We start from the raw sequence: 13,095 nt of genomic DNA on the forward strand, positions 1-13,095 counted from the left end.
TCAGGGCGATGGCCGTTTGCGCATCAGCACCACGCCGACATCCTCGAAGATTTCGGCAATCGGCGCATGCGGCTTGTGGACGGTGACCTTGACCGCATGGACGCGTGGGAACGCCGCGAAGATCGCGTCCGAAACGGCGCCGGCCGCACGCTCCAAAAGCTTGTAATGGGTGTTCGTAAACGCCGCGGTCGCGGTCTCGACCACGCTGGCATAAGAAACGGTGTCGGACAGCCGATCAGTGTGCGAGGATTCCGACAGGTCGATGGAGAGTTCGAGATCGATCACGAACCGCTGCCCGACTTTGGTCTCGTGTTCCATCACGCCATGGCGGGCATGGGTGACGAGGCCGGTGATGAAGATCGTATCGCTCATCCCTGTTCCCTGATTGCCGCTGCCACGCGCAGCGCCTGGACGGTTTCGGCGACGTCATGCGCCCGGATGATCCGCGCGCCGTTTTGCGCCGCCAGCAGATGCGCGGCAATCGAACCGCCGAGGCGCTGATGCGGCTCCGCCGGCGTCACCGTGCTGATGAAACGCTTGCGCGAGGCGCCGACAAGCAGCGGCAATCCGAACGACTGCAACTCGCCGAGCCGCGCCAGCGCGGTCATGCTCTGCTCGGGTGTCTTGCCGAAGCCGATGCCGGGGTCGAGCACGATTCTGTCGGGCGAAATGCCGCGTCCGGCGGCGATGTCGAGCGAACGCGCGAAGAAATCAGCGATATCCTGCATGATGTCGATGGCGGGATCGGCGCTGTCGCGGTTGTGCATGATGATGACAGTCGCGCCGCGCTCGGCGACGAGGCCCGCCATGCCGGAATCGCGCTGCAGGCCCCAGACATCGTTGGCGATGGCAGCGCCCTGATCGAGCGCCCAGGCGACAACGGCCGATTTCATGCTGTCGATCGACACGGGAATGCCGAGCGCCACGACGTCTGATAGCACCGGCTGCAGGCGCTTTAGTTCTTCTTCGGCCGAGATCGGTTCCGACCCATAGGGCCGGGTGGATTCCGCGCCGATGTCGATGATGTCGGCGCCTTCGGCGATCATCCGCCGGGCCTGGGCCAGCGCCTGCTCGGGGGCCGCGAATTGCCCTCCGTCCGAGAATGAATCGGGCGTCAGGTTCAGTACGCCCATCACCGCCGGATAGGGCCTGGACAGCAGCGCAGGCAGCACCGGATGACCGGCCGGACCGGTTGCGGCGGTTGGTCTGGACTTGGCTGCGATCATGCGGTCGCTTTGCGCGGTCCGCGCCGGGGAGTCAAGGCGTGAAAGCCGGGCCTGCTTGCCCGGCCGGGTCGGGCTCAGTAGCTGATCTTCGGCTGAAGCTTGCGCGCCTGCTCGATCAGTTGCTCGACTGATCGTTCGGAAGGCAGAACCCGGACGAGTTTACGCTTTATGTTCACGTCTCTCATGTTCTGGGCCAGGCGCGCCGGATTGCGGTGTGCGAGCTCACGCACGGTGGTGACGCCGGCCGCGCGCACCAGACCCACCTTGGCTTTGCCCATTCCGGGAATGCGCATGTAGTCGGAAAAATTGGCCCATTCGAGCAGTTGCTGTTCGCTGATGCCGGTCTTCGCCGCAAGCGCCTTGCGCCCTTTCACCGTGCGGGCGGCTTCCAGCAGCGCATCGGTGGTGCGAATGCCCAACGATTTCAGTTTCGAGGCATAGTAGGCGGTCAGGCCGTCGATCTCGGAAAGGGAATAGGTCATGATACCAGATGAAAAATGACTGTGTTCGGGCTGAATATGCTCACCAGGCTGCCGACTATGCGAACTGGCTGAGGCCCGGCGTTCCCGAAATGATTTCGCCCATTTGATCCGCTCCGATTTTGTCGCGGCCGAACCTGAAAAGTTCACGTGCCACGCTTTGAATCTCGTTCATGCCCAGACCCAGCGCCATCAGCCTGGTGCCAACCGCCATCAAGCCTCCGCCCATCAGCCGCGCGAATCCGCCATTGCTGCTGGAAGCCGCAATTGCAACTTCGGCACCCGGAATTTGGTCGATCAGAGCCTGAACCTTGTCGGAGGGGCCCTCGTTACGGAGAAAACCCAGAACGATGCCGATGGTTTTTTCAGCGACAGCGCTATCGATGCCGGCCTTTGAGGCCAGCCGCCCAATCAGTTCATCCATAATTTGCCCCGTCCCCAACCGGTTTTTACCCGGTCGCCTACTTGAAATTTGATCTTGAGCGTCCGCGATCTGAAATACAAGCGATCCGCACGTGCGAAGGCCTAGATCGAGTCGCGAGTGTTGCAGCAATGCAAGAGTGAGTCCCGGATTGACGCTGATTTATTGCGGTGCGTCCTCGATTTTTTTGCCGAAGTTCGGAAAAAAGTATGAGAAGCACGAACGACGAGGCCAACGCTCACGTATATACCGCTGACGGTTTCAATCGGCGGGCAGGTTGCGATATGATTGCCAACCAAATCTCCCCGATGCGCGCGAAGAGGCGATTGCGATGACCTCCGATAACAAGACAGCCGATACCGACGAGAAGATTTTTATCGGAAAGGGCGAACAAACAGCCTGGCTGGCGCTCGCGCTTGCCAATCGGCACGGTCTTGTCACCGGGGCGACCGGAACCGGCAAGACTGTATCGCTGCAGGTGATGGCGGAAGGCTTTGCACGCGCCGGCGTTCCGGTGTTCGCCGCCGATATCAAGGGTGACTTGTCAGGAATATCGGAAGTCGGGGAGGCCAAGGACTTTATCTTGAAGCGCGCCGGAGAGATGGGCCTCAATTTCCAGCCCGACCAGTTCTCGACCGTGTTCTGGGACGTGTTCGGCGAGCAGGGACATCCGGTTCGCGCCACGGTTACGGAAATGGGACCGCTCTTGCTGTCGCGGATGCTCGACCTGAATGACGTGCAGGAAGGCGTCCTCAACGTCGCATTCCGTGTGGCGGATGAAAACGGGCTGACGCTCATCGACATGAAGGATCTGCGATCGCTGCTGGATGCGATCGCGCCAGCTGGCGGCAGGAAGGGGCCGGATGCCGAGGAAGATCCATATGCGGAGATCCGAAAGGCCGCACAGAGTTTCGGCAACGTCAGCAAGGCAACAATTGGGACCATTCAACGCCAGCTTCTGGTGCTGGAAAACCAGGGCGGAACGAAATTCTTCGGCGAGCCGGCGCTTTTGCTGAAGGACTTCATGAAGACCGACAGCGACGGCCGGGGAATGGTCAATATTCTGGTCGCCGACAAGCTGATGCAGAGCCCGAGGCTCTACGCCACCTTCTTGCTCTGGATGCTGTCGGAGCTGTTCGAGGAACTGCCGGAAGCCGGTGACCTGCCGAAGCCGAAGCTGGTGTTCTTCTTCGACGAGGCGCATCTGTTGTTCAACGATGCGCCGAAGGCGCTGCTGGACAAGATCGAGCAGGTGGTCCGCCTGATCCGCTCCAAGGGCGTCGGTGTCTATTTCGTCACGCAAAACCCGATCGACGTGCCGGACAAGGTGCTTGCCCAATTGGGCAACCGCGTGCAGCACGCGCTGCGCGCCTTCACGCCGCGCGACCAGAAGTCGGTGAATGCGGCAGCGCAGACATTCCGGCCGAATCCGAAGCTCGATACCGCCCGCGTCATCATGGAGCTCGGCAAGGGCGAAGCGCTGGTGTCGTTCCTCGAAGGCGGCGGGACGCCGACCATGGTCGAGCGCGTCATGATCCGGCCACCGACGGCGCGGATCGGGCCGATCACGCTGGAAGAGCGCAAGGCGATCATGAACAAGAGTCCGGTCAAGGGCAAATACGATACCGCGGTCGACGCCGAATCCGCCTATGAGATGCTGCAGAAGCGCGTCGCCGGAACGGCGGCGCCTGCGGACGCAGCGAATGGCGGCGGAGGCGGAGGAATCCTCGGCCAGATCGGTTCGATCGTCGGCACGATCTTCGGCACCAACGTCAGGCGCGGCAGGCTGTCGACCGGCCAGGTCATTGCGCGAGATGTCACTCGTTCAGTTACCAACAAGGTGGTCGGCGGCATCGTCGCCGATCTCGGTAAATCGGTCGGCGGATCGCTCGGCAGTTCAGTCGGACGCGCACTGGTGCGCGGCGCGCTCGGCGGATTGCTGCGGCGGTAAGGCTACATTCGACGCCAACAACAAGGCCCGCAGCCAAGGGCAACTCAGGATAGTCAGCCATGTCCAATGCCAAGATCCAGCCGGTCCTCGATCATATCGACGCCGATTTCAACAACAGCCTCGAGCGGCTGTTTGCGCTGTTGCGGATCAAGTCGATCTCGGCCGATCCGGCCTTCGCCGGCGATTGCAAGGCGGCCGCCGATCATCTGGCGAAGGATATTGCGACGCTGGGCTTCAAGGCGGAGGTGAGGCCGACGGCGGGGCATCCCGCGATCGTCGCCAAGATGAATGGGAGCACGAACGGCAGCACCGACGGCCGTCCGCATGTATTGTTCTACGGGCATTATGACGTGCAGCCGGTCGATCCGCTCAATCTGTGGCACCGTCCGCCGTTCGAGCCTGTCGTCACCGATCATGCCGACGGCCGCAAGATCATCGTGGCGCGCGGCGCGGAGGACGACAAGGGCCAGTTGATGACCTTCGTCGAGGCTTGCCGGGCCTGGAAGAAGGTCACGGGATCGCTGCCGGTCGACGTCACCATCATCATCGAGGGCGAGGAGGAAATCGGATCGAAGAATTTCGTGCCGTTCCTTGAAGCGAACAAGACCGACCTCGAGGCAGACTTCGCCCTCGTTTGCGACACCAGCATGTGGGACCAGAACACGCCAGCGATTACGACCTCGCTGCGCGGGCTCGTCTATGACGAGGTCAAGATCAAGGCCGCCAATCGCGACCTGCATTCCGGCATTTTTGGCGGCGGCGCGCGCAACCCGATCCGGGTGCTGACCAACATTCTTGGCGGCCTGCACGACGAGAACGGCCACATCACCATTCCCGGTTTCTACGACGGCGTGAAGGATTTGCCGCCGGATATCCTGGCGCAGTGGAAGGAGCTCAACCTCACGCCGGAGTCGTTCCTGAAGCCGATCGGCCTCTCGCTTCCAGCCGGCGAGAAGGACCGGTTGCTGATCGAGCAGGTCTCCTCGCGCCCGACCTGTGACATCAACGGCATCATCGGCGGCTACACCGGCGAAGGCTCCAAGACCGTGATCCCGGCGGAAGCTTCCGCAAAAGTTTCGTTCCGGCTGGTCGAAGGACAGAACCCGGAAAAGATCCGAAGCGCCTTCCGCGACTTTGTGCGGGCGCGCGTGCCCGCCGACTGCACGGCCGAATTCACCGACCATTCCAACGCGCCGGCGATCGCGCTCGACTGGAACATGAAGCCGCTGGCCGCCGCCAAGCGCGCGCTGACGGACGAGTGGGGCAAGGAGGCGCTGCTGATCGGTTCGGGCGCCTCGATCCCGATCGTGGCGGACTTCAAGCGCACGCTCGGCCTCGATACCGTGCTGGTCGGATTCGGCCTCGACGACGACAACATCCATTCGCCGAACGAGAAGTACGATCTGAAGAGCTACCACAAGGGCATCCGCTCCTGGGCCCGGATTTTGGGAGCGTTCGCGGAGGCGAAGTAGCAGACAAGACAGCGTAGGGTGGGCAAAGGCGCACTTGCGCCGTGCCCACCACCTCTCACTCGCTTGGAACATGATGGGCACGCTTCGCTTTGCCCGCCCTACGATTCCGGAAAATAAAAACGCCGCCCGGGATTGGGCGGCGTTTTGATTCCAGACGTGTAGAGGGTGTGTGACTGATAGTTTAGCGCATCCATGCGGCCCGTCCAACGGATATGTCCCGCTGGACCCTCACTCCACGGGGTAGGGCCCCTCGTCAAAAACGCGATCGTGATAACCCTTGCTGCCTATCTCGCGCGCGAGTGGACTGCGGATGTCATCGTCGGTCCGCAGCCGCGCAATCAGCGCGCGGAAATCATGGCGCGGTTGCCAGCCGAGTTCGGCGCGTGCGCGGTCGTTGACATAGACGCGATCGATGCCTGGGATCATCGTCCAGCCACGCCATGCATATTCGGCCTCATACTCAGGCACGCAGCGGCGGACCACAAGCGGCGCGTTGTTGCGCAGTTCGGCGGTGTCATGACGCGAGAACGGCGTGGTGGCGCTGATGATATATTTCGCGAAGCCGGCCGATGGCGCGTGCTGCGCCGCCAAGAGATGCGCGCTGACGACGTCCTCGATGTCGACGCGGCGATAGAGGAACTCGTTGGTTTTGGCGTTGGCGTCGCTAAAGGCCTCGCGTATCGCGCGATTGTCGTCCTCTTCGGGGAAGAAGCGCGAGGTGCGCAGCACGATCGCGCGAAGCGAATGATTGCGCGCGAAAAGCTGGCACAGATCCTCCGCAGCCGCCTTGGTGACGCCATAGATATTTTTCGGCACCGCCGTGACGTCTTCGGTGATCCAGGCCGCTGGCTCGCCCGGCGGCGGCACCAGCGCGTCGCCGAAGACACTTGTAGTGCTGGTATAGACGAACGCCGAGACACCGGCTGCCGCGGCCTCTTCGAGCAGGTTGAGCGTGCCCGTGATGTTGACGTCGACGAAGTCCTGCCGGCTGTGGGTCGCCACATGCGGCTTGTGCAGCGTCGCGGCGTGCAGCACGGTCGTGGCGCCCCTCATGCAGCGGCGCACGAACGCCCGGTCAGCGATCGAGCCTGTGTGACGCGTGAACGCGCCGGGCAGAATGTCGATGCCAATGGCCTCGCACCGCTGCGCCTGCAGGGTACGCATCAGCGCCTCGCCCAAATGGCCGGAACTGCCGGTCACCAGCACCGTCACGCTGCTACAACCTTTCGCGCGCTATAGCGTTTTCGAGCGAAATGGACGCCGGTTCGCGTCAAGAAAACGCGTCAAAGGAAGAATCTAGAGTCCGGCTCAGGTCTTGTAGCTCGGATCGATCCGATCGAGTTTTCGCAACAGCGGCGGCCACACCAATTGGGTCGAGCGCCGCTCCGCGAAATCGGCATTGCTGAACAGTTGTTCGTTCTTGTCGATCACCGCCTGTTCGATCGGGTAGGCGGTGGGACCCAGCATGCGGGTGCGCACCTGCATCGTGCAGGCCCGTTCCAGATGGTACATGCGCTCGAAGGCGGAGGCGACCGAACGGCCGACGGTGAGCGTCCCGTGATTGCGTAGCAGCATGTGGTTCTTGTTGCCGAGGTCCTTCTGCAAGCGCGGGCGCTCATCATGGTCCAGCGCCACGCCTTCGTAATCGTGATAGGCGAGGTCGTGGGTGACGAATTGCGCGGTCTGATTCATCGGCAGCAGACCCTCCAGGCAGCTTGCGACCGCCGTTCCGTCGGGCGTGTGGAGATGAAGCACGCAGCCGGCATCCTCGCGCACCTCATGAATGGCCGAATGGATGGTGAAGCCCGCCGGATTGATGCTGTACTCGCTTTCGCTGAGCTGGTTGCCGTGGAGATCGACCTTCACCAGGCTCGACGCCGTGATTTCCTCGAACATCAGCCCGTAAGGGTTGATCAGGAAGTGATGGTCGGGGCCGGGCACGCGCGCCGAGATGTGGGTGTCGACCAGATCGTCCCAGCCATAGAGGGCGACGAGGCGATAGCAGGCGGCGAGGTTGATCCGCTGGTTCCACTCAGCCTCCGTCATGCCGGATGGAACCTGCTTCAGGCGAGCTTCGGCTGGCGACATGATCGTTGCTCTCGATGCTGATTGATTTGCCGCAAAGCCTAACGCCCCCCTAATCTCGCGACAAGTCGCTGATGACCTCGGCGCGACAACTTGCCGTTATCCTGCACATTGGAAAAATCTGGTAGGGAAGTGACGTGGACAGGAAGGGATCGATCGGGTGCCGGTCAGATTGAGATTGTTGCTGCTGCCGTTGGCAGCCGCAATTCTTCCTTCCTCCGGATTTGCGTGTTCGTTTGTCAGCGTGGAGGCGTCCACCAAGGCGGCGCTTGCAACGTCAGCCCTTTACTGGGCCATATCAATCCTGCTTGGCGGAATAATCATCTGCTTTGAGATCTTTCAAAGACGCTGGCCATTCATCTCGATCGTCACTGCGGCGCTCTTGATCTCTCATCCCCACAGGACCGTTCGACCGGTCTATTGGCCTGATTGCAATTTCATCAATGTCCAAATGTCTCAAGCGGTGCTAGCTGCGCTTCTGGCCATACTTGCGTACCGGGTACTGGGAATGTTGCTTGCGTACCGCAGAAGCAAGCGCAGCACAGCCTAGCCCATGGAGCCTGGAACCTCGTTCTACGGCGCTGGAATCGCCAGCAACGTCGAGATGGCGCGGCCGCGGATATCGTAGACGCGGGCGAACACGACATCATCACGCTTGATTTCCACCATGACCGGCGCGGTAAGGCCCTTGCAGTAGAACTCGCCCAGCGTCATCGCGAAGTCGGCAGACTGGCTGTCCCAGCCGATCGTGAAGTCGGGGCCGAGCGCGACCTGCGCCGGCCGCTGCGGGCCACACACCGCGACCTTCCATTTGCGCCCGGCCGGAGCCACTTCCTGGCGCTCTACCAGTTCGTCGCGCAGACCGTCGGACGCCTGCTTCAGCGCCAGACCCCAATAGTCCAGCATGAAGTAATTGTCGGCGGCTCGCACCGTGCCGGCGATGTGGTTGAAGTGGGTGTATTCGTAGGGGTGCAGGCGGATCATTTCGCTGAGCGGCAACAGCAGGCCGAACGTGAACACCGCCAGCGCGGCAGGTTGCCAGCGGCGGTGGTTGTCCTTGAGCCAGTTCATGCCCCAGGCGAACGATACGCCGGCGAGCACCGCCATTGGCGGAATGACGAAAACGAAATGCCGGATGCCGTTGTAGAGTGCCGGCCGCTTCACCATCGCGATCACCAGCGGCAAGGTCGCCGCCAGAGTCAGCATCAGGAATATGGTCTTGCGGCGAGCCGTCACGTCCACACGCGACAGCGACATGAAGGTCCCGACGATGCCGGCGAACAGAAGGGCGAGCATTACCTCGGGAAGCTGCAGCGCGAACAGAGTCGGCAGGTAGGACCACGGCATGTCCGGCACCGACACCAGCGCGCCGTCGAACATTTCCTTCCAGGGTTTCTCGAAGAAGTGCGAGAAATAGGTCAACGCCTTGAAGGGATGGTCCGCCTCCATGATCGACCACGGCCACACCAGGCCCATGATCAGGTATCCGAGCACGAGGCCAGGCAGCAGTACGTAGACGACGTGGATGAAGCGGCGGGTGGTTTCGCGGGCGCCCTGCTTGCGAACTTCCTCGATCAGCAGCGGGACGAAGCCCACCATCGCATAGACCAGCGCCATCCCACCGAGAATCCGGCAGCCGATGGAAAGTCCGGCGCCAATGCCGACGATCAAAATGGTTCGCGGCGAGGGGGCGGGATACTCCTCGGCAAGGCGCACCAGGCCCAGGATCAGGATCACCATCGAGACGGCAAACGGCGCGTCCTTCGGGTTCATGAACATGTGGCCGTAGAAGGTCGGGCATAGCGCCAGCAGCAGCAGCGTCGCGAGCCCCGCAAGCGGACCGCCGACCCGCCGCGCCAGCCGCCAGGTCACGCCAAGGCCGATCAGGCCGACGATGGCGCCGAGCAGGCGGCGTGTTTCAAACAATTCGAGCGGGATGACCTTGTGCAGCAGCGCCGCCGCCATGTCGAAGCCGCCGCCATACATGTAGAGATTGGCGAACGACAGTGCCCCGGTGTCCTTGAAGCCGGAACCGTACATCCGCAACAGCAGGTCGGCATATTCGGCGTGCGTGTAGTCGTCCCAGCCCAGCCCGTAGTCGCGGAAAGTCAGGCCCGCGACCAGGGCGACCACGGCCAGCACGAAGATGGCAAGGTCGTCACAGGTCCGCTCCACCGAGCGCCGCGCGGGCGTATCGAGGGCAGAAGTCGTGATGGATGACATGGCGATTGGTAACCCAGCGTCCCCTATGGCCCACCTAGGATATTGTTGAGCCTCATTCCCCGGGTACCCATATAGCCTAGTTCCATTTCCAAGTAATTGGGAATTGTGGCTTAAAGCCCTGATGCAATGCAACAAAAGGGCAGTAATTAGTAGACGGTAAAACTACGGCCGGCGGGCTGAACGGTACCTGAATGGCAAGCATTTGACCGAAATCGGAATCCGGCAAATGGCTGGCGCCGCTATGGAACCGGGGACGCAATTGGCGGTTGGCGGTGCGCACAAGATGACGGTATCGTGGCGTGGGGCGGCTGGCGAGCGTTTCGGGCGCGGCTGAGGGGTTAGTTCAATGATGTTTGTCGTGTTGGTCGCCGCAATCGGCCTCGCTTTGGCAGGCCTGTTGGCGATCGGCTTCGGGATACCGATCAAGGAATTCAGCACTGGCAATACGCTGATTATCGCCGGCGTGATCGGCGTCTGTACCGGCGCGATCATGTTTGCCCTGTGGGTGGCGGTCCGGGAGTTGAAAAACATCGCGCGGCGGCTCGGCGCCAGCCTGCCCGAAGCGCGCGGCGAGGCCGCGGTGGGACCGGTGCTTCCTGTCGCCGCGGCGCGGGATCCTGCCCCGATCCCCCCCGGTTTTCCGGCTGCCGAACAGTCGGGAGACCGCGGACCATTTTCGCCAACGGCACCACCGCCGTGGCAGAACGAGACTGTCTTGCGTGATCACCCGATCCCGGAGCCGATGCACCCCGAATCGCCGCCGGCTCCGAAACCGAAGCGCAATCTGCTGTTTTCCTCGACATCACGAAAGGAACGCGAGCGGGTGCAGGCGCGGGGCGGCGAAGCGCTGCCGCCGGATCTGTTGTCATCGGACCTTCGCTCCAATCCGCCCGCCATGCCGCAGGTCGAACCGGCCGAACCGCCACGGGGGCCGTTCGAAGATGCCTGGCCGAGAGCGGAGCGCGCAAAGGCTTCTGAAGCCCCGCTGCCGCGGCGCAGTGGCCGCATGTCTCCAACGCTCGCGGAAACCAATGCTGGACCGGTGCGCACGGAGGATCAGCCGGCGGTGACCGTGCTGAAGTCCGGCATTGTCGATGGCATGGCCTATTCGCTCTATTCCGATGGTTCGATCGAGGCCCAGATGCCGGAGGGGATGATGCGCTTCGCCTCGATCGACGAACTGCGCGCGCATCTCGATCAGCGGCCCTAGAGCCTTTTCCGTTCCGATGAAATCGGAACGGGGCTCTAGATTTTTGATTTGACGCGTTTTCTTGACGCGAACCGGTGCCCACTTCGCTGGAAAACGCTTTAGTACCGGCGGCAATACTTGCTGCGAAGCCGGCTATCGAAAATAAAGCGCCGCCGTTCTTGTCAGTTTCCCGGCGTTTCGGTCATATACGCCAAGTTGTACGAGATTTCGCTGATGTATAGGCGCGGTCGGATACTGTCCGAATCGTGTGGCCGACAGATGCGTTGGTGACCCAGAAGGTTGAGCCATGACTGATCCCTCCGGCAAAACGCCCGTCGAACTGACCGCCAATATCGTTTCGGCGTATCTCAGCAACAATCCGACCCAGGCCTCTGAAATCCCGAACCTGATCAGCCAGGTCCACGCCGCGCTGATGCGGGTTTCGAGCGGTCGCCCTGAGACGCCGCTCGAGCCGGCCAAGCCGGCGGTGTCGACGAAGAAGTCGATAACCCCGGAATATCTGGTGTGTCTGGAGGACGGCAAGCGCTTCAAGTCGCTTAAGCGCCATCTGCGCACGCAGTACAACATGACGCCGGAACAGTACCGCGACAAATGGGGCCTGCCGCCGGATTACCCGATGGTGGCGCCGAACTATGCGGTGGCGCGCTCGCAGCTCGCCAAGAAGATGGGCCTCGGTCAGCAGGCGCGGAAGCGGAAATAGACCCACGTCATTGCGAGCCAACGGGTCGCACGCATGCGCGCCCCGCGCAATTGCGCTCGCGCAGCGATGACAGGCTCCGCGAAGCAATCACCTCGTCGCTGCGCTCCTCGCAATGACGGTGTCTACGAGGCTGCAGCCAGTGCCTCGCGCGCGTCGGAGCGGATGCGCTCGACCATGGAGCGCAGGCCGTTGGAGCGCTGCGGCGTCAAGTGCTCCCGGAATCCAAACTCGTTGAACACTGCAAGCGCATCGGTAGAAAGGATCTGCTGTGGCGTGCGGCCGGAATACAGCGTGAGTAGGATCGCGATCAGGCCGCGCACAATGTGAGCGTCGCTGTCACCCAGATATTTCAGCCGCGGTTCGCCGCTGCCGCTGCGGTCTAGCTGCCTGGAAAGCCAGACCTGGCTGACACAGCCATTGACCTTGTTCTCGGCGGAATGCTCGGCTTCCGGCATCGGATCGAGCGTACGGCCGAGTTCGATGACGTACCGGTAGCGGTCGTCCCACTCGTCCAGCAGCTCGAAATTGTCCCTGATTTCGTCGATCGTCATCTTGGCCGCGTCCGTTTCCTTAAAGTCTTATATAGGACGCGGACTGGACGAAAGCGACGGAAATGGAACCGGTTCCGTGGCCTATTTTGCGGCCAACGGCGTCCGCGGCATCCGCCATTCGATCGCCATATCGCCATCCGTCAGCGCGTCAGGGGGCGACGTGTTCGCGACAACGGCCTCGGCGTCGGTGCCGACCGAGCTGGTATGGTCGGGCTTCTTGTCGGGGACCTTGGGTTGCTCGGGCTTCTTGTCGTCGGTGATGATCTTGTACAACTGGCGGGCGCCATCCTGGGCGCGCTGGCCGATAGCCGTCGCGGCCTGGCCGCCGACCTCGCAGGCCGCCGGCTGGCGCTTGCAGAACTGGCCCATGTCGGAGGCGGCTGCGGTCGCAGCCGATACAGCTTCGGACGCGCTGATCTGCGGCACCTTGTCCGATTCAGGCGTCTTTTCCCTGGGCAGCAGCACGAGCACGAGCCCGAGCCAGAACGCCATGCGAAGCATAAAAAACATCTCGCGATCCCGGTCGTCTTTTGGTTGTGCTGCGGTTAACCCGCAGCTTCGTTTCTAACTAACAGTCGTGGATAAATCCTAAGTGTTTGCATTGAAGTAAATTCGGCGAAAACTCGCAGAAAATTTGAAAGATGCGATTCGGCGTAAATTTTCGATTGATGGTGATGAGTACGGGAGAAAGCAACCGTCAGCAGCGCGTCCACCATTTCGAAACCATAGAACCTCAGTGCTGGAAACCTATCGTTCACCATCCGCGCCGAATGGAGC

General features: G+C 61.9%; 13 protein-coding genes. 4 read left to right on the forward strand and 9 right to left on the reverse strand.

The features are described 5' to 3' along the window. From folB to ACH79_RS22995, 4 genes are all read right to left on the reverse strand, one after another. Entirely contained in the window at window positions 1-372 is a 372-nt protein-coding gene (gene folB, locus ACH79_RS22980) for a dihydroneopterin aldolase (RefSeq protein WP_161853040.1), read from the reverse strand. Continuing rightward, window positions 369-1,226, reverse strand: a complete 858-nt coding sequence (gene folP / locus ACH79_RS22985) for a dihydropteroate synthase (protein ID WP_161853041.1) — start codon at window positions 1,224-1,226, stop codon at window positions 369-371. Before folP ends, folB begins: the two co-directional genes overlap by 4 nt. A gap of 74 nt (window positions 1,227-1,300) precedes the next feature. Next, entirely contained in the window at window positions 1,301-1,708 is a 408-nt protein-coding gene (locus ACH79_RS22990) for a DUF4332 domain-containing protein (protein ID WP_161856504.1), read from the reverse strand. Window positions 1,709-1,763: 55 nt separating this feature from the next. Then, window positions 1,764-2,129, reverse strand: coding sequence for a DUF2267 domain-containing protein (locus ACH79_RS22995; protein ID WP_161856505.1), 366 nt, complete (start codon window positions 2,127-2,129; stop codon window positions 1,764-1,766). 328 nt (window positions 2,130-2,457) lie between these two features. Here ACH79_RS22995 and ACH79_RS23000 point away from each other — a divergent pair, with 328 nt between their 5' ends. Together ACH79_RS23000 and ACH79_RS23005 are read left to right on the forward strand one after the other, a co-directional pair. Continuing rightward, a complete protein-coding gene (locus ACH79_RS23000; RefSeq protein WP_161853042.1) occupies window positions 2,458-4,077 on the forward strand; it encodes a helicase HerA-like domain-containing protein in 1,620 nt (539 codons plus the stop codon). A 59-nt stretch (window positions 4,078-4,136) separates the two neighbouring features. Continuing rightward, window positions 4,137-5,549 (forward strand): M20/M25/M40 family metallo-hydrolase, encoded by a 1,413-nt coding sequence (locus tag ACH79_RS23005; protein ID WP_161853043.1) that lies wholly within the window; start codon window positions 4,137-4,139, stop codon window positions 5,547-5,549. A gap of 228 nt (window positions 5,550-5,777) precedes the next feature. Here the strand turns inward: ACH79_RS23005 and ACH79_RS23010 are convergent, their stop codons facing one another. The 3 genes from ACH79_RS23010 to ACH79_RS23020 form a co-directional block, all read right to left on the reverse strand. Further along, the gene (locus ACH79_RS23010; RefSeq protein WP_161853044.1) at window positions 5,778-6,761 is read right to left on the reverse strand and encodes an NAD(P)-dependent oxidoreductase; all 984 of its coding nucleotides are present in this window, start codon (window positions 6,759-6,761) and stop codon (window positions 5,778-5,780) included. Window positions 6,762-6,857: 96 nt separating this feature from the next. Further along, window positions 6,858-7,637 carry a class II aldolase/adducin family protein gene (locus ACH79_RS23015; RefSeq protein ID WP_161853045.1) on the reverse strand — a complete coding sequence of 260 codons (780 nt, stop codon included), beginning with the start codon at window positions 7,635-7,637 and terminating at the stop codon, window positions 6,858-6,860. Between the two features lie 570 nt (window positions 7,638-8,207). Next, a complete protein-coding gene (locus tag ACH79_RS23020) occupies window positions 8,208-9,857 on the reverse strand; it encodes a glycosyltransferase family 39 protein (RefSeq protein WP_161853046.1) in 1,650 nt (549 codons plus the stop codon). 346 nt (window positions 9,858-10,203) lie between these two features. On the opposite strand from ACH79_RS23020, the gene ACH79_RS23025 reads away from it, so the two are divergent. Together ACH79_RS23025 and ACH79_RS23030 are read left to right on the forward strand one after the other, a co-directional pair. Continuing rightward, entirely contained in the window at window positions 10,204-11,067 is an 864-nt protein-coding gene (locus tag ACH79_RS23025) for a DUF308 domain-containing protein (protein WP_161853047.1), read from the forward strand. A gap of 286 nt (window positions 11,068-11,353) precedes the next feature. Next, window positions 11,354-11,767: a MucR family transcriptional regulator gene (locus ACH79_RS23030; RefSeq protein WP_161853048.1), complete on the forward strand. Its 414-nt coding sequence runs from the start codon at window positions 11,354-11,356 to the stop codon at window positions 11,765-11,767. A 122-nt stretch (window positions 11,768-11,889) separates the two neighbouring features. Here ACH79_RS23030 and ACH79_RS23035 read toward each other — a convergent pair whose 3' ends face one another. Beyond that, window positions 11,890-12,318 (reverse strand): SufE family protein, encoded by a 429-nt coding sequence (locus ACH79_RS23035; RefSeq protein WP_161853049.1) that lies wholly within the window; start codon window positions 12,316-12,318, stop codon window positions 11,890-11,892. 81 nt (window positions 12,319-12,399) lie between these two features. Continuing rightward, entirely contained in the window at window positions 12,400-12,828 is a 429-nt protein-coding gene (locus ACH79_RS23040) for a DUF5330 domain-containing protein (RefSeq protein WP_161853050.1), read from the reverse strand. Window positions 12,829-13,095: the final 267 nt, after the last annotated feature.

Origin of the sequence: Bradyrhizobium sp. CCBAU 051011 (genome assembly GCF_009930815.1) — a bacterium.
In the GTDB taxonomy this organism is placed as follows: Bacteria; Pseudomonadota; Alphaproteobacteria; order Rhizobiales; family Xanthobacteraceae; genus Bradyrhizobium.

What these genes read in the sequence shown, in the direction of transcription:
- folB (WP_161853040.1), bottom strand. Translation starts at nt 372, where the DNA reads ATGAGCGATACGATCTTCATCACCGGCCTCGTCACCCATGCCCGCCAT.
- folP (WP_161853041.1), bottom strand. Translation starts at nt 1,226, where the DNA reads ATGATCGCAGCCAAGTCCAGACCAACCGCCGCAACCGGTCCGGCCGGT.
- ACH79_RS22990 (WP_161856504.1), bottom strand. Translation starts at nt 1,708, where the DNA reads ATGACCTATTCCCTTTCCGAGATCGACGGCCTGACCGCCTACTATGCC.
- ACH79_RS22995 (WP_161856505.1), bottom strand. Translation starts at nt 2,129, where the DNA reads ATGGATGAACTGATTGGGCGGCTGGCCTCAAAGGCCGGCATCGATAGC.
- ACH79_RS23000 (WP_161853042.1), top strand. Translation starts at nt 2,458, where the DNA reads ATGACCTCCGATAACAAGACAGCCGATACCGACGAGAAGATTTTTATC.
- ACH79_RS23005 (WP_161853043.1), top strand. Translation starts at nt 4,137, where the DNA reads ATGTCCAATGCCAAGATCCAGCCGGTCCTCGATCATATCGACGCCGAT.
- ACH79_RS23015 (WP_161853045.1), bottom strand. Translation starts at nt 7,637, where the DNA reads ATGTCGCCAGCCGAAGCTCGCCTGAAGCAGGTTCCATCCGGCATGACG.
- ACH79_RS23020 (WP_161853046.1), bottom strand. Translation starts at nt 9,857, where the DNA reads ATGTCATCCATCACGACTTCTGCCCTCGATACGCCCGCGCGGCGCTCG.
- ACH79_RS23025 (WP_161853047.1), top strand. Translation starts at nt 10,204, where the DNA reads ATGATGTTTGTCGTGTTGGTCGCCGCAATCGGCCTCGCTTTGGCAGGC.
- ACH79_RS23030 (WP_161853048.1), top strand. Translation starts at nt 11,354, where the DNA reads ATGACTGATCCCTCCGGCAAAACGCCCGTCGAACTGACCGCCAATATC.
- ACH79_RS23035 (WP_161853049.1), bottom strand. Translation starts at nt 12,318, where the DNA reads ATGACGATCGACGAAATCAGGGACAATTTCGAGCTGCTGGACGAGTGG.
- ACH79_RS23040 (WP_161853050.1), bottom strand. Translation starts at nt 12,828, where the DNA reads ATGTTTTTTATGCTTCGCATGGCGTTCTGGCTCGGGCTCGTGCTCGTG.